Source organism: Shewanella oncorhynchi (assembly GCF_012584455.1).
GTDB lineage: Bacteria > Pseudomonadota > Gammaproteobacteria > Enterobacterales > Shewanellaceae > Shewanella > Shewanella oncorhynchi.
The window spans coordinates 1-15,524 of the sequence record NZ_JABAEB010000004.1; the positions used below are offsets into that span (position 1 = coordinate 1).

Consider the following 15,524-nt stretch of genomic DNA (forward strand, 5'->3'; position numbering starts at 1 on the left):
CCGAAGGTTAAGCAGTTTCGATTAACTCAACACCTGTGAGTGTCCACACAGATTTGCTTGATAAATTGTTAAAGAGCATGGTTAGCAGCTTATTCAGCATTTAACCCTTGACCCCACTGGGTCAGTGGATGCGCATTATAGGGATGTCAGATTTTACCGCAACCCCTTTGGCGCGAATAATTACGAAAAACGATTCAAGCGCACACTTTTTAAACTAAAAGTGTGTTTTAACGCCAATATTATCGAATCTATGCTGAATTAAGGGCAAAGATGAGATTAATCCAGCGCTAGAAATGACAAGAGCCAACCTATTGGTTAGCTCTTTATCTCATGCGAAATAGCTTTACTTCTGATTTCTATCCAACAAGAGCAACAACTGGCACCGCTTATATCGCAACCTTGGTTGACGAATCAGCCCATGATGAACTGATTATAAGTAGTAGAACTCCAACTAACCCACGCTTTTTAAGTAAGCTGGCACATCGGCAATACTGTCGAGTACCACAGTGGCATCACTGTCATCAGCAATAACCTTACCACTGCGCACTAATATACGAGTAGTCACGCCCGCAGCTTTCGCGGCCTGCATATCTTCGGCTTTGTCGCCAACCATGACTGAGTTCGCTAAGTCGATTTTTAAGAATTGCGCCGCATCATTGAGCATACCCGGCTTAGGTTTACGGCAATCACAATCGACCTTATATTCCCCTATGCCTTTCTCGGCATGATGCGGGCAATAGTAAATACCATCGAGCTCGACCCCTTTGTCGGCAAAGTTCCAATCCATCCACTCCGTTAAGCTGTGGAATTGGTCTTCAGTATACATGCCACGGGCAATACCGGATTGATTAGTGACGACAACTAACTTGTAGCCCATTTCTTTTAAAGAGAGGCAAGATTCAAACACACCGTCAATATATTCGAAGTCATCCACTAGGTGGACATAACCATGGTCTTTGTTAATCACACCATCACGGTCTAAAAATACTGCTCGACTCACTGTAATACTCCCAAATCGCCTAAGGCGTTATCGCGCTATTATTCCATTCATTATCAGAAATTGCACCGCGAAGTTATGCTTTTAGCGCTAAATTGCGCGTTAGTGATATTTCGTGGCTGTACAGGCAAATCTCTATGCACAGCTTGTGTCTATGCGAGATAGCAATTGTCCCACCAAAGCAGCGTACAAAAAATCCAGCAGTGAAATGTGTAATTGCACTATTTTAATCAAAATACTCAATCGAAGAAGCTGAACAGCGTTTTTACAAATAATTGCTACTGTTGCCATCGAAGCCGCTCGCAAGTAATGCGCTTCAAATCGTAAGAGAAAACCACAAAAAACCCCGTCTTTTGGGCATTGTTAGTCTCTGAGATGCTGCACTCAATCAAGCATTTCCCTTTATTTGTGGTGTTTTTAACGGTAATCTTGGGCAAATAACGAGAAAATACCCGAAATAGACGGAAATAATGAGTCGAACTACGCCTATCGTCCACAAAACCCGCACCCAGTTAGTTGTGGAAGTGCTCAGAGAGAGAATTCTTTCTGGTGACATAGCCGCAGGAGAACCCCTCAGACAAAGTGCCTTGGCTGAAGCGTTAAATGTCAGCCGTATTCCGGTAAGAGAAGCATTATTGCAACTCGAAGCCGAAGGACTCGTTAAGTTTGAGCCCCATAAAGGTGCGACTGCGACCGTGTTATCCGTCGAACAAGTCACCGAACTCTTTGAATTACGTGCAATGATCGAAACCGATCTGCTTGCGAAAGCGATCCCACGACTTCAAGAGGCTGATTTAGAAAAAGCAGAACGTGTACTCGAACAATTGGAGTCGGCCTTCAAACATGAAGATGCCGTCGCCAGTTGGAGCGAGTTGAATACGCAATTTCACACTTGCTTATATCAGGCGGCTAATCGCCCACACACCCTTGAGGTTGTTCACGGCCTCAATACTAATTGTGATAGATACATTCGTTTGCAGTTATTGCTCGCGGGGGGAATTCCTGCCGCAGAGCATGAGCACAGGGCTTTGCTCAACCACTGCAAACTGAGAGAAACAGAAAAAGCGACGGCGCTACTGCGTCATCATATTCTGCATGCCGCAATGACAATTCGAGATCTCGTCGCCAAACAGGTGGTCTAGATCACGGACGGCCATTAGAGTTGCCGATAAGCTTTGTTGTCGATTCAAGGCAGCGCTCAGGTTCTGCCTTTTTTATTTGAGAGAAACCACCATGCAGTACGCCACTATCACAGGTTGGGGCAAATGTGTTCCACCAGCCACGCTGACCAACGATGATCTTGCTACCTTTATCGAGACATCCGACGAATGGATTAAATCTCGCACAGGGATCAGCCAACGCCATATCAGTCATGTAAATACCTCTGAACTTGCTTCAGTTGCAGCACAACGTGCGCTCGCAGCTGCAGGTATTGATGGCAGTGAAATCGACATGATCATTCTGGCCAGTGCCAGCCCAGACACTTTGATCCCAAATATTGCATCCACTGTACAAGCTAATATTGGCGCCAGTTGTGCCGCATTCGATATCAATGCTGCCTGCAGTGGCTTCTTATATGGATTAGGTTTAGCCAGCTCACAAATCAAGAGTGGCCAGAGCAAGAAAGTATTAGTCATTGGTGCTGAACGTTTATCTTTCTATTTAGATTGGTCACGCCGCGAAACCGCAGTGCTATTTGGTGATGGTGCAGGTGCCGTTGTGGTTGAAGCGACAGATGTTGCCGGTGGCGTGCTCGGTTATGAGCTGAATAACGATCCTGAAGGTCGTGATATTCTGAAAGCGGGCTTTGGCACGGCGATGGACAGATTCTCAGCCGACTCATTGGACTTTTTCATTGAATTCGATGGCCAAGAAATCTTCAAGCGTGCGATTAACGGAATGAATAAATTGAGCACTAAAGTGCTTGAAAAATGTGGTGTTGATAAGGATGAAGTGGATCTCGTGATCCCGCATCAAGCCAACGAACGTATTATTGATACCTTAGTTAGCCGAATGAAAATCCCGAAAGAAAAAGCCTTCGTGAACATCGCTAATTATGGCAATACCTCGGCGGCGACGATTCCAATTGCCATTTGTGATGCGTTAGAACAAGGCATTATCAAGCCGAATCAAACCATACTCTCTTGTGCCTTTGGCGCAGGCTTAACCTCTGCCGCACTCTTGCTGCAATGGGGAAATCGTGTCACACCTATCAATATCAGTGATGCCGAGTTACCACCTTGCGATAAAACAGGCATAGAGTTAGTCAAACGCGCTGTAGATTATTTTTGTAAGCCGTAAACGGTTTTTGCAAAACGATTACATAGTGTTTCACTAAAACAAAAAGCCATCTTAATCGATGGCTTTTTTAGTTTATGACTACAGAACTTATTCATTCAGCTTGCTAATGATCATCTCATCCCAATAGATAGCTTGATTAAAATGTTCGGCGAGTTTTTGATTTAACTCATTAAAGCCTTTAATCACGCCTTCGCTACCACTAATACAAGACCAGACAAATCGATGGCAATTATTGTCGAATAAATCATATTCCCGATACTGATAAATCGCCTGTTCAGCGCGGGGCAACACAGACTCGGCAATAAGAGGCTGATGTTGGTGATTACAGGCAAGATAGATTTGGCTACCGGTCCGTCCCGCTAAAAAACGCTTTACCGATACAGCCCGCACCAGCCCTGAGCCATGTAACTCTACGAGGCAATCATCACCAAGCCAAATGCCAGTATGCTCAATCACACCAAAAACATAACAACAGACGATACTCCCAGGAATTGGCGATACTTGTTTTAATCCCTTTTGCCATTGACTCGGTGCTGCCATCATAGCGCGATTGGCAGCGGGGTACTTAGGGGCCTTACCGAGTAATCTGTCACGCTCGAGCTGTTGACGCTGCTGGCGCTCATCGGCCAGCAAAACCGCACCTATTACGGCACCACCCACCCAAAGTAAAGGTAACGGCATCATATTCTCCTACACACTCGACTTAGTAGAGTGAAGTACAAGTTGGTTGGATTGCCAAGCTAACGGCAGGTTGAATTTGAATAGAGGATTAAATGTAAACTGAGTTTAGCCTGTCAGTGATTAACCTAAGATGAAATCAAAGTGAAATCAAAGTGAAATCAATCCATCTCAAATGAATTCACTCACCACAAAGAGTGATTTCTGTTAGCACTGACTAAGTCGATTTTTGCAGTAAATCAGCCACAGTAAGCTTTGCCGCACCGCCCATAGCAGCCATTTGCGCGAGTAATAATTCCCCACAAGCTAAGGCATCGGTCAGTGCGCTATGGGCTGTATAAATGGGTAAACTGTAACGTTCGCGACAAGCACCGAGACGCAAGCTCCCCTCTTTAATCACTGAGTGTTCCCGTAGTAAACGGTGCTTTTCAACCATTAAAGTATCAATTGCAGGTAAAACAAGGGCTTGATGATAAATCGTCAATAAATCCTGCTGTAAAAAACGACAATCTAAAGGGGCATGATGTGCCACCAGCACGCGGCCATAGGTTTGATTGATAAACCAGCCCATGGCTTCCTCAATGGTGACGGCTTGTACCAAATGATTATCAAGAATGCCGTGGATCGTCGCACTTTGGCCTACACTACCGCGAATTTGCACTAACTTTTGCTCGGCGCGTGCCAACGGGATCTCACCGCGCTCAATCGGCACCAATCCAATGCTGAGAATTTGATCTTGCTGTGGATTGAGCCCTGTCATCTCCAAATCCATCGCCGTTAACGGCGCTTCGGATAACGGCATTGCCAGTAGAGGCAACAGCGACTGATAATAGCCTTTAAATAAATGGTGTTGGCAACGCAGCGCCCGCCAATTGAGCTGAGTTTTCAGCAACAATGTATTCATATCAAAAGCTTCGCATAAATTTCATCTTCATCCCCGCCTGCGCCTCATGTACGACTTTAAAAGCGTCACGTAACTGATGACGAACCAGCGAAGATAAATGCCCAGGCAGCAAATAATTACTCACCTCTACCCCTTGATTATGTTGATAACCTTGGTTCGATAACCGCATATGGGCGATAAACTCGTGGGCATCAGCCAAATTGAGCGCATCTTGTCGATTGAGAATATTCGCATCCATCAAGGCACGAATACGTTTTGCAGTATTCACTTCTTTAATGCCCGCAGACAAGGCATAAACACGGGCAATATCGTTGATCAAAGCATTGCCCTTATGCTTCAAATCTATGCCTTTAACTTCGCTACCATCCCGTTCGAGTACAAATTTGCGGAAAAATCCTAGCGGCGGCGACTCCACCAGCGAATTACCTGTCATACCCGCGAGGAAAATATCGTTATCGCGGGTTTGAGCTAAGACTTTATCCTGTAAGGCATCAAAAAGGGTTTGTGGACCGTAAACCGATCGCATATCGAAGAAAATGCTGGCGTGCATTAACGCCTTAGGCTCAGGCGTTATGACCCATTTTTCAAATACCTGTTGCCACTGTTTGAGTGACATCCGCCATTGGGGATTTTGCGCCATAATATTGCCGGGACAAAATTCATAACCACATTGGTCAAGCCCTGCGCATACGGCATGGGTTAAGGCATCAAAGTAACCTTTAGCAAAATCATCCATCTCTTCTGCGACTAACAAGCCATTATCTTGATCTGAACACGCAGCCTGATCTTGTCGTCCCTGCGAGCCAAATGCCAACCAGCAAAAGGCCATGGGCGGTTCACCAAGCAATTGTTGATTGAGCAAGATTAATCGCCGCGTCAGCGCATCGGTGACAGAGGTTAACACTCGGCCAATTTCTTCAGCTCTGGCATCGGCACTAATAAGATTTTGCAGCAATAGGGGAATTTGCTTACTGACGCCAATTAAACTGGCAAGATCCTGCTGCCGTTCAATCTCACCAATCAACAGTAGCGGTTGTGAGCCCTGCCCGCGCAAGATGTCAGTACTGGTCACCATACCGATAGCTTTATCTTGATCGATAATAGGTAAGTGATGAATGTTATGCTCACTCATCAGCAGCATGGCTTCAAAAATCAAGGCATTGGAGGAGATCGAGATAGGTGAAACCGTCATGGCTTGATGCACAGCAACGCTGCCATCAAGCCCTGCTGCTAACACGCGATTACGCAAATCCTTATCGGTTAAGATGCCAACCAATTTATGATTATCCGTCACCAATAAGGACGATACTCGGCGATTTCGCATCAAGAGTGCCGCCTGAGTCACGCTAGCTTGGGCATCTATAACGATGGGAGTGGAAGACATCAAGGTACTTATCCGACTTGTGGTCGTCAGATCCTTTGCCTTAAAGCGGGCCTCATGGCGTAAACGCTTTGCGAAGGCGCGGGTAAAAAACTTATCGAAGTGACGACTCTCACTCCTAAGGCTATCAAACAAGGCTTGGGGCAGATGATAAACTAGACCGTCTTCAAGAATAGCGACTTTATTAACGACTTTTTCCCCTGATAACAAAGTAGAAAAGCCAAAAAACTCACCCTCACCCACTCTATCCACCAACACACCGTCAGGATCGCGCACTTCAAAGGCGCCGCTACGCACCATATACAACTTAGGTGAATTCGCGTCGAAATTAACATAACCAGAGGCCTTGCTGTAATACCCAACAGTAACAGCCTTAGCGCAGCGCACAACAACATCCTCAGGCAGAGCATCAAAAGGCACAAGTCCCTGTAGAAATTGCACTACGGGTTGTAACTCACTGGCATTCATAGGCAACACCTTTTTAGGCGAATTTTTACTGAGATGTCATCACTATAGCCTGCATTGTCGCTACGCTACATTCGACTAAAGTCAGCCGCAAGCATAATAAAGTGACTCCCCACAGAATCATAAAGGCTGGCCAAAAGAGCCATAAAAAAGAGCGCCGAAGCGCTCTCTTGTGTTGGTACTCACCATTACGCAGTAAGGTTAGTGGCCGCTTGCTTCACCCGAACCTTTAGGGAAACGAATCGATTCAACCATCTCCTGAACATGCAGTGGTGTTGCCGCTGTGACTCGACTGACTATCGCTGCCACACCGAAGTTCACTAACATGCCTACCATACCAATACCTTCTGGTGAAATACCCAGGAACCAGTTAGCAGCTATGTTAGCCGTTGGATCAACAAACTTGAAGTAGATGATATAACCAGCAGTAAACAGTAGACCCGTTAACATACCGGCAATCGCACCTTCTTTATTCATTGTCTTAGAGAAAATACCCATAACAATGGCAGGGAACAGTGAGGAAGCCGCTAATCCGAAGGCGAATGCCACCACTGCCGCCACGAAACCAGGAGGGTTCACCCCAAAGTAACCCGCAATCACAATGCCGATACCTGCCGCCAAGCGAGCGTATAGCAGCTCTTTTTTATCGGAAAGGTTAGGCATTAAATTCTTTTTCAATAGGTCGTGTGAAACCGACGTTGAAATCACCAATAGCAAGCCTGCAGATGTTGATAACGCTGCTGCTAAACCACCCGCCGCCACGAGGGCGATAACCCAAGCTGGTAAATTAGCGATTTCTGGCGTAGCAAGTACGATAATATCGTTATCAATCTTCATTTCATTTTTGCTAGCGGGATCTTCAATCTTACCTGACGAATAGTAAATTTTACCGTCGCCATTTTTGTCATCCCACTTAATCAAACCGGTTTTTTCCCAGTTCTTAATCCAATCTGGTGCAGACTCATAAGCCACACCTTTAGAATCGGGACCGTTAATAGTTTCAATCATGTTCACGCGGGAGAACGCTGCTAACGCAGGCACTGTGGTGTACATAATCGCAATAAAAACAAGCGACCATCCGGCAGTGATACGTGCATCTTTCACCTTAGGTACAGTGAAGAAACGCACGATAACATGGGGTAAACCCGCAGTACCCACCATCAAGGCACCCGTAATACAGAACACATCTATCATGCTCTTAGAACCGTCGGTGTAAGGTGCAAAGCCGAGCTCAACCGAAACGTTATTGAGTTTTTCTAACAAATACACACCGCTATTATTGCCAGCGGCATCCAGTAACTCAGCACCAAAACCAATTTGCGGAACTAAGTGGCCTGTCATCATCACTGAAAGGAAAATAGCCGGAACCATAAAGGCGAAAATCAGTACGCAGTATTGGGCAACCTGAGTGTAGGTAATCCCTTTCATACCACCGAGTACCGCGTAGAAGAACACGACCGCCATACCGATATATACGCCCGTATCCACATCCACTTCAAGGAAACGCGAGAACACAACACCCACGCCACGCATTTGCCCTGCAATATACGTAAAGCAAATAAAGATAGCGCAGATAACCGCGACTGTGCGTGCCGCCTGTGAGTAATAACGCTCACCGACGAAATCTGGCACAGTAAACTTACCAAATTTACGTAAATACGGTGCCATACAAAGGGCAAGCAATACGTAACCGCCAGTCCAGCCCATCAAGTACACGCTACCATCGTAACCGACGAAAGACACAATACCCGCTAACGAAATAAATGACGCCGCTGACATCCAATCTGCCGCCGTTGCCATACCGTTCACCACAGGGTGAACACCGCCGCCAGCAACATAGAACTCTTTGGTTGAACCCGCACGGGTCCAGATTGCAATCCCAATGTAGAGCGCAAATGAGAGCCCTACGATAATATATGTGAGTGTTTGAACATCCATCTCAAAGCTCCTTAGTCTTCTTGTACGTTATATTTTTTATCTAAGGCGTTGGCTTTTGCCGCGTAGACAAAGATAAGCGCAACGAATACATACATAGATCCCTGTTGTGCAAACCAGAAACCTAATTTGAATCCCATGAAATGGACTTCATTGAGTACATCAACCAATAAAATGCCGCATCCAAAAGAAACTGCCGCCCAAATGGCTAATAAGCTCAGTACGAGACGAATATTCTCGCGCCAATAACCCTTTGCCTTGTCGTTGTTTTCAAAACCCATAGTGACTCCCCTGTGCTGTTTTAATTTTAAGTCATGTTTAATCTAGCAACAGCTGGTGTGAGCACAATCACGACTTTCGTCTAACCCGTGATTCAAAACACTGTCTGCAAATAGCGAATAGAAACAAATTCAAAGAGTTAACAATGATATTACATTTCGATACGGTTTTAACTTTTTTAACAGGTTAGACCAATGTCGAACATGAATGAGTGGGATGTGAATGGAGAAAGAGGATTTTCATCCAATAAATAGAAATAACTTATTGTCTGAACTAGGGAAATTAGAAATTTAAATGACCTTTAATACAGCTCTAGACTGGCTAAAAATCAGATAACTTGAGGTTTTTAGCCTAGATTATCGAGAGTTTTAATCATGAGTTTCTCAATTAATTAGAGACGTTTCATTTCATCAAACCTAGGTCAGGTCAATTGCTTACCGTTTCATTTCATCATGTTATTTCGTCAAAATGTTAGGGTTTGACTCACAGTCACCTTGCAGGTTTACAACAAAAAATAACCCAGCCTATGCTGGGTTACTCAATCTACCTTGAGGAAACGTGACTAAGCGTTACTCGCAACAAGCAACTTTCATCGCATGATACATCGCGTGCCGTCCGTCTATAAAATGCCGTTACTTCGCAGCTAAAAACTTCACTAACGCCGCCAATTCTTCTGCGGTATGTGCGGTTGAGGTCAGCATATAACGGCCATTAACCAGTAATGACGGTACCCCCTTGATCCCAGCAAGCTCAGCTTGAGAGTCATAATTCATTAGGGTGAATTTTGCATCGACGGAATTCATCGCGGCATCGACATCATCCACCCTAGCGCCTTGGGCAAGGAAAAAGGCTTTTACTTGCTCAAGGGTGGTAAATTGCTCACCTTTCTCATGAATTTGCTTAAAAATGGCACCATGGGTTTGCTTAGTCATCTTTAATTTTTGCGCCATATAATAGGCAAACTGGCTCAATTCCCAAGCGGGACGACCTGCACCAACGGGTGTACGCTCAAAGGCCACATCTTTGCCAAGCAGCTTTACTGTCGACTCAATGAGCGGTTCTTGCTTATAACAATGTGTGCAGTTATAAGAAAAAAACTCCCGCAGCACTGGCTTTTGCGTTTCGGTAATGCCCGCCACAGTGACATAATCCTTGCCTTCTTCGAAACTTGCAGCCTGCAGGGCAAAACTGGCACTCAGCATTAATCCGCACGCAAATACTGCTATAGGTCGAACTCGATTAAACACGCCCATTATATTGTCTCTTTTTATTCGTCATTTGTTTAAATAAATAAGGATTACACATTTGCTAAAGCAAATTTGGAACCCAAAGATAACCTAAAAGTTCGACTTTTACCTTTTACAGTAATGAACCTTTCTCAACATGCCGCTAGCATATCCAGCGGCGAAACATACTGATATCGAAAGCCTAAATCTGTGACAATCGCGTCAGCTTGGATGACTTTACTCGGCATAGATTGTTGATTAAATTCTGGCGCGACTAAACCTAGAGATTCGGCAGCAGCTTGATAAAACTCAGCTTTAGTCGGATGTGAAGGTGCGCAAAGATTATAAATCGGCGCCACTGATAATCCAGAATGAGTTGCCGCGAGAATTGCGCTAACGGCGTGCACACAGTCACTAAGATGGACTAAATTTACCGCGACATTCGCCCCACTCACATCAGTTTTTCCAGCAAGAAAACGCCCAGGATGACGTTTAGGACCGACGAGTCCAGCAAAACGAACGATACAGGTATGGGGCAATGCTTGAAATAAAGCTTCAGCATCTAATAGCACTTGGCTATCGCTTGATTCTGCTATCGCATCGGCTTCTGTCATCAATTTATCTTGGGTCGGATATACGCCCGTAGTGCTGATAAACACAATCCGCTGATATTGCCAGCCTTGAGTTAATGCGATGAGTTGTTGTAATTCTTCAAGATAAGCGGCATTACCACGCTTTAATCGGGGAGGAATATTGACCACTAAATAATCGGTCTGAAATAAACCGCTTAACGCCTGAGCATCGGGGGCAGATGATGCTTCGTGGCCCAATTGCAGCGGATAGGCTTCAATCCCGACTTCAGTTAATACCGATAATTCTTCGGCACTGCGCTTACAGCCAGTGACTCGATAGCCCTCATGGACAAGTTGCTTTGCCAAAGCAAAACCAAACCAACCACAACCGACCAAAGCAACACTGGATTTTACTGTGCTGTTTTCTGCTTTTACATTCGCCATATTAGCCCTAAGGGAATCACATCAGCGGATAGAATACGGAACTTAGCGCATAAGATTCAAGTTTGTAGCGAACTAAAATAAAAACTAATCCCTTTATCGACTTGTAAGGTACGAATAGCCCCCTCGGACAACTCTTCCGCCTTGATGGCTTTTTGTACTGTCACGCCTTCATTACTTAAAAAACGCAGCGATGGTTCACTGCCATCCTCTTTGCAGGCCCACACTTGGGGTTGACTCACATCTTTAGTCGTCATCATGACTTTTGCGATACAGCCATCGGAGAGTTTCACTATGGTTCCTGGTGGATAAATACCGAGAATTTTAACCAAAATAGCGATTAAAGATTCGGCATGTTTAGTGGCCCGATTCTTAAACAAATAACCTAAAGCGACTTGAGGGGAGGATATTTGTTGACCACTGAGCTGTTGATCGTAGTCATTTGCCAAACTCACGATCTGCGTAATGATAGGAATTTTATGATCAGTTAACCCATCAGGGAAACCTGAACCGTCAATAAACTCATGGTGGTGTAAAATGACATTCAGCACTTCTTTAGGGAATAATCCGGAACGATTCAGCATGTCAAAGCCAAAATTAGGGTGCATTTGCAAATAGCTTGCTTCGTGTGTAGTCAAAGAGCCTCGCTTACGGCGAATAACATCAGGTACCTTAAGTTTACCAATGTCATGTAACAAACTACCAAGAGCAATATCACGCAGCTCTCTTGGAGTTAAATCCAGCGCATGACCTATCATCATTGCCAGCACAGCCACAGAGACGCCATGTTGGGTCACACTGACATCATTATCATCCATTCCAACTAATGTTAGGAACGGTGTTTCAACTTCCTGTAGATGGCTGAGTAAGTCTTCGACCAGTGCCGCCGATAAACGATAGGCGCCTTCAGGATCGCTGACTATTTTACCAAACACACTACGGCAGTTATTCACATTCATTAAAAAACGCTTCTGACTCAAACGCATCGCCTTACGGGTATCAGCCTTAAGATCACGCTCGGGTTCAACTGCTATCTCATCTTCGATGTCATCTTCTTCAACAATATCCAGTTCGGCATTCAATTCAGATAACAAAAAAACATAGGGGACGCCTAAGCCACGGATCATTTCAATTTGAGCGGCACTGCTAATATCAACACGGTTAAATAAAAAAGGATGGTTCGTCCATGACAAAGGCAACTTGACTCTCATGCCAAGTTGAATTTCTGACAGTAACAACTTTTTTTGAGGTACTTTTGCCACGCAATATGACTCCTTTCAAATGTAATGTGGATATAAACAGATGGCCTTATCTGCGTATCCAACAGGGCACATTTAAGCTAAGTACATATAACTATAGATGATTCAAAGCATTCAATGGAGAAATAAGGTAAAAATCCTTATCAAACTGAGGGATAGAACACATCGTCATGTGCCCCACCGCTCAGATCTAAATAAAGTTATTATATAACAATACGATAAAAACTAAGGCTGAAGTTCTTTAGCTTCTTCTTTTGGCCAATCACGGAGGTAATAACTGAGTCGCTTCGATTTAATAAGATAAATGCTCGACCAAAACAACATTAAAGCGTCTAAAGCAAGACTCCAATGAAACAGAAATTGGCCATGGATTAACCGCTGACCCAACAAGACGCCATCAATAATCAACAGCAACCACAACCCCCATTTTAAATGCACAAAAATCGGTCTTAACCATTGGGGCGAACGTCGACGTTCAGCTATCACCACAAGATAAATCAAAACCGCGCCAAGTCCCGCCCCGAGTGCTAACAAAAAATCTGACTTTTCAGGGTAAAAAATCCGCACTAACTCAGAACGGTCACCCATCTGAGTCAGCGAGGCGATAAAAATACACCAACCACGCGCGAGATAAGCCAAAAGCGCATATAAAAAGATGGGCGGTTTAATGTGGCCTTTATCATCGAGCCAAGTGATGTGACTAAAATTCAAATAGGTTTCCAATCAGCAAAATCTAAAACAGCATATCAAGGAGATGGTGCCAATCGCGGTTAATTCAATAGCCAAAGCAGATAATCTTTCCGCACCTTGATTATTTTCAGACAAAAAATAGCGCCTTGGGCCAGGCGCTATTTAATATCTGCTATTCGGCGGTATTCCCCCCTCGATACAAGGCTGCAGCCGTTACAGCCGGCATTGAATCAACATCAAGCCAACGCCCTCTCTGAAATGACGCCAATCAAGCGTTCGCGGCGAGAAGGGCTAACAACGCGTCTTCATCCATCACTTTAACACCAAGCTCCTGCGCTTTAGCCAGTTTTGAACCTGCCGCCTCACCTGCCACTAAACAATCGGTATTTTTGGAGACACTGCCTGCCACTTTCGCCCCCAGCGCCTGCAACTGAGCTTTAGCATCATTGCGATTGAGCTGATTTAAGGTGCCAGTCAATACCCAAGTTTGGCCTTTAAGCGGCTGTGCATCTGCACTTGGCGCTTCAATGGCGGGCCAATGCACACCAGCAGCGATTAAAGCATCAATAACTTCAAGGTTATGGGGCTGGGCAAAAAAATGGGCCACATGCTGGGCAACAACAGCACCAACATCTTCCACTTCAGTTAACTGCTCCACAGTTGCCACCCGCAGCGCATCTAGACTGGCAAAGTGCGCCGCCAGGTTTGCTGCCGTCGCCTCACCCACTTCGCGAATACCTAAGCCATATAAGAAACGCGCAAGAGTGGTGGTTTTGGCTGCTTCAATCGCGGCCGCTAAATTGGTTGCCGACTTCATCCCCATGCGGTCAAGCATCGTCATCATAGAAGCGGTGAGCTTAAACAGATCCGCAGGACTTTGAACTAACTCTTTATCAATCAATTGCTCAACGACTTTGTCGCCCATGCCATCGATATCTAAAGCCTTGCGGGATGCAAAATGCTTAATCGCTTCTTTACGCTGCGCTTCGCAGAATAAACCACCGCTACAGCGAGCCACAGCCTCACCTTCTAGGCGCTCAACTAAACTGCCACATACAGGGCAATTATGCGGAAATACAATGTCAGTCGCCGTTTCAGGGCGTCTTTCAGGCACTATGGCAACAATTTGTGGGATAACATCGCCAGCGCGGCGGATGATCACAGTGTCACCGACCTTAATGCCTAAACGGGCAATTTCATCGGCATTGTGCAGCGTTGCATTTGATACCGTCACGCCACCAACAAACACTGGCTTTAAGCGCGCCACTGGCGTCACGGCACCTGTGCGGCCCACTTGAAAATCAACGCCTTCAAGTTGGGTCATTTCTTCCTGTGCGGGGAACTTATAGGCAATCGCCCAGCGGGGAGATTTAGCCACAAAGCCTAAACGTTGCTGCTGGGCAATGTCGTTAACTTTCATCACTACGCCATCAATTTCAAAGGCTAAATCGCCGCGACGGCTGAGAATGTCTTTGTAGTAATCATAGACTTGGCTTAGTTCAGCGCAGACTTTAATTTCACTACTTACGGGTAAACCCCACGACTTAAGCTGTTGCAACTGTTCAAAATGGGTTTTAGCTAACGGATGGGAGTCGGGCTCAACAACACCAAGCGCATAGGCATAAAAAGCCAATGAACGGGCAGCAGTAATTTTACTGTCGAGTTGTCGCAAGCTACCGGCTGCTGCGTTACGCGGATTAACAAAAAGTTTTTCATCTTTGGCGCGCGCCCTGTCATTCAAAGCTTCAAAAGCGGCTTTTGGCATAAAAGCCTCGCCGCGCACTTCAACGACCTCGGGAAAATCATTACCACGTAATTTAAGCGGGATCGATTTAATAGTTTTCACATTTTCAGTGATGTCTTCACCTACTGAACCATCGCCGCGCGTCGCCGCACGCTCGAGCACACCATGGCGATACAAGATACTCACGGCAAGGCCATCGAGTTTAGGCTCACAACAAAAGCTCACCTCACCGACTTTATCGGTGACACGCTTATGGAAAGCACTGAAATCCGCCTCATCGAAGGCGTTATCTAGGCTTAACATAGGCTTAAGGTGCGTGATTTGATCAAATTTGGCGAGCGCTAATCCGCCCACCCTTTGAGTCGGTGAATCAGCGACAATCAAATGGGGATACAAGGCTTCTAACTTGAGTAAACGCTGCATCAACCTGTCGTACTCAGAATCGGTAATGCTCGGTGCATCGTCTACATAGTAACGAATGTTGTGCTCGTTCAGCGATTGGCTGAGCGCCTGCATCACCTGCGATGCGTTTTCTGGGGTGACGTCTTTAGACAGAAGTGTATCGAGTTGAATGTCTTGCATATTCTTTATCCAGAATTCTTTAGATCACAAAAAGTAGATCACAAAAAATGAGGCCGCAATCGCGGCCTCA

Annotated in this window: 13 protein-coding genes; 2 read left to right on the forward strand and 11 right to left on the reverse strand. The window is 45.4% G+C overall.

Annotation, left to right across the window (positions count from 1 at the left end; genetic code table 11):
- Nucleotides 1–451: 451 nt before the first annotated feature.
- Nucleotides 452–1,000 carry a D-glycero-beta-D-manno-heptose 1,7-bisphosphate 7-phosphatase gene (gene gmhB, locus HGO26_RS06815; RefSeq protein ID WP_168824129.1) on the reverse strand — a complete coding sequence of 183 codons (549 nt, stop codon included), beginning with the start codon at nucleotides 998–1,000 and terminating at the stop codon, nucleotides 452–454.
- A gap of 467 nt (nucleotides 1,001–1,467) precedes the next feature.
- Between gmhB and HGO26_RS06820 the strand changes: the two genes are divergently transcribed.
- On the forward strand, nucleotides 1,468–2,139 hold the full coding sequence (locus HGO26_RS06820) for a GntR family transcriptional regulator (RefSeq protein WP_028760950.1): 672 nt from the start codon (nucleotides 1,468–1,470) through the stop codon (nucleotides 2,137–2,139).
- 91 nt (nucleotides 2,140–2,230) lie between these two features.
- Nucleotides 2,231–3,298: a ketoacyl-ACP synthase III gene (locus HGO26_RS06825; protein ID WP_028760951.1), complete on the forward strand. Its 1,068-nt coding sequence runs from the start codon at nucleotides 2,231–2,233 to the stop codon at nucleotides 3,296–3,298.
- An 87-nt stretch (nucleotides 3,299–3,385) separates the two neighbouring features.
- On the opposite strand, the gene HGO26_RS06830 is transcribed toward HGO26_RS06825, so the two are convergent.
- The 10 genes from HGO26_RS06830 to ligA all read right to left on the reverse strand — a co-directional run bounded on the left by HGO26_RS06830 (nucleotide 3,386) and on the right by ligA (nucleotide 15,454).
- A complete protein-coding gene (locus HGO26_RS06830) occupies nucleotides 3,386–3,979 on the reverse strand; it encodes a lecithin retinol acyltransferase family protein (protein ID WP_168824131.1) in 594 nt (197 codons plus the stop codon).
- A 214-nt stretch (nucleotides 3,980–4,193) separates the two neighbouring features.
- Nucleotides 4,194–4,880, reverse strand: coding sequence for an exonuclease domain-containing protein (locus HGO26_RS06835; protein ID WP_168824133.1), 687 nt, complete (start codon nucleotides 4,878–4,880; stop codon nucleotides 4,194–4,196).
- A gap of 1 nt (nucleotide 4,881) precedes the next feature.
- Nucleotides 4,882–6,729, reverse strand: a complete 1,848-nt coding sequence (locus tag HGO26_RS06840) for a DUF294 nucleotidyltransferase-like domain-containing protein (RefSeq protein WP_168824135.1) — start codon at nucleotides 6,727–6,729, stop codon at nucleotides 4,882–4,884.
- A 198-nt stretch (nucleotides 6,730–6,927) separates the two neighbouring features.
- Complete coding sequence (locus HGO26_RS06845) at nucleotides 6,928–8,664, reverse strand: sodium:solute symporter family protein (RefSeq protein ID WP_131523557.1); 1,737 nt, start codon at nucleotides 8,662–8,664, stop codon at nucleotides 6,928–6,930.
- Nucleotides 8,665–8,675: 11 nt separating this feature from the next.
- Nucleotides 8,676–8,942, reverse strand: a complete 267-nt coding sequence (locus tag HGO26_RS06850) for a DUF4212 domain-containing protein (RefSeq protein WP_006082142.1) — start codon at nucleotides 8,940–8,942, stop codon at nucleotides 8,676–8,678.
- A gap of 630 nt (nucleotides 8,943–9,572) precedes the next feature.
- Nucleotides 9,573–10,193, reverse strand: coding sequence for a thiol:disulfide interchange protein DsbA/DsbL (locus tag HGO26_RS06855; RefSeq protein WP_168824137.1), 621 nt, complete (start codon nucleotides 10,191–10,193; stop codon nucleotides 9,573–9,575).
- 125 nt (nucleotides 10,194–10,318) lie between these two features.
- Nucleotides 10,319–11,182: an NAD(P)-binding domain-containing protein gene (locus HGO26_RS06860; RefSeq protein ID WP_168824139.1), complete on the reverse strand. Its 864-nt coding sequence runs from the start codon at nucleotides 11,180–11,182 to the stop codon at nucleotides 10,319–10,321.
- A 56-nt stretch (nucleotides 11,183–11,238) separates the two neighbouring features.
- The gene (locus HGO26_RS06865; RefSeq protein WP_168824141.1) at nucleotides 11,239–12,441 is read right to left on the reverse strand and encodes an HD domain-containing phosphohydrolase; all 1,203 of its coding nucleotides are present in this window, start codon (nucleotides 12,439–12,441) and stop codon (nucleotides 11,239–11,241) included.
- Between the two features lie 222 nt (nucleotides 12,442–12,663).
- A complete protein-coding gene (locus HGO26_RS06870) occupies nucleotides 12,664–13,149 on the reverse strand; it encodes a DUF2919 domain-containing protein (protein ID WP_131523553.1) in 486 nt (161 codons plus the stop codon).
- A gap of 247 nt (nucleotides 13,150–13,396) precedes the next feature.
- A complete protein-coding gene (ligA, locus tag HGO26_RS06875; protein ID WP_168824143.1) occupies nucleotides 13,397–15,454 on the reverse strand; it encodes an NAD-dependent DNA ligase LigA in 2,058 nt (685 codons plus the stop codon).
- Between the last annotated feature and the right edge of the window lie 70 nt (nucleotides 15,455–15,524).

Bases quoted from the DNA above. Each gene is read 5' to 3' on its own strand.
- HGO26_RS06820 (WP_028760950.1), top strand. From the start codon at position 1,468: ATGAGTCGAACTACGCCTATCGTCCACAAAACCCGCACCCAGTTAGTT.
- HGO26_RS06825 (WP_028760951.1), top strand. From the start codon at position 2,231: ATGCAGTACGCCACTATCACAGGTTGGGGCAAATGTGTTCCACCAGCC.
- HGO26_RS06830 (WP_168824131.1), bottom strand. From the start codon at position 3,979: ATGCCGTTACCTTTACTTTGGGTGGGTGGTGCCGTAATAGGTGCGGTT.
- HGO26_RS06835 (WP_168824133.1), bottom strand. From the start codon at position 4,880: ATGAATACATTGTTGCTGAAAACTCAGCTCAATTGGCGGGCGCTGCGT.
- HGO26_RS06840 (WP_168824135.1), bottom strand. From the start codon at position 6,729: ATGAATGCCAGTGAGTTACAACCCGTAGTGCAATTTCTACAGGGACTT.
- HGO26_RS06845 (WP_131523557.1), bottom strand. From the start codon at position 8,664: ATGGATGTTCAAACACTCACATATATTATCGTAGGGCTCTCATTTGCG.
- HGO26_RS06850 (WP_006082142.1), bottom strand. From the start codon at position 8,942: ATGGGTTTTGAAAACAACGACAAGGCAAAGGGTTATTGGCGCGAGAAT.
- HGO26_RS06855 (WP_168824137.1), bottom strand. From the start codon at position 10,193: ATGGGCGTGTTTAATCGAGTTCGACCTATAGCAGTATTTGCGTGCGGA.
- HGO26_RS06860 (WP_168824139.1), bottom strand. From the start codon at position 11,182: ATGGCGAATGTAAAAGCAGAAAACAGCACAGTAAAATCCAGTGTTGCT.
- ligA (WP_168824143.1), bottom strand. From the start codon at position 15,454: ATGCAAGACATTCAACTCGATACACTTCTGTCTAAAGACGTCACCCCA.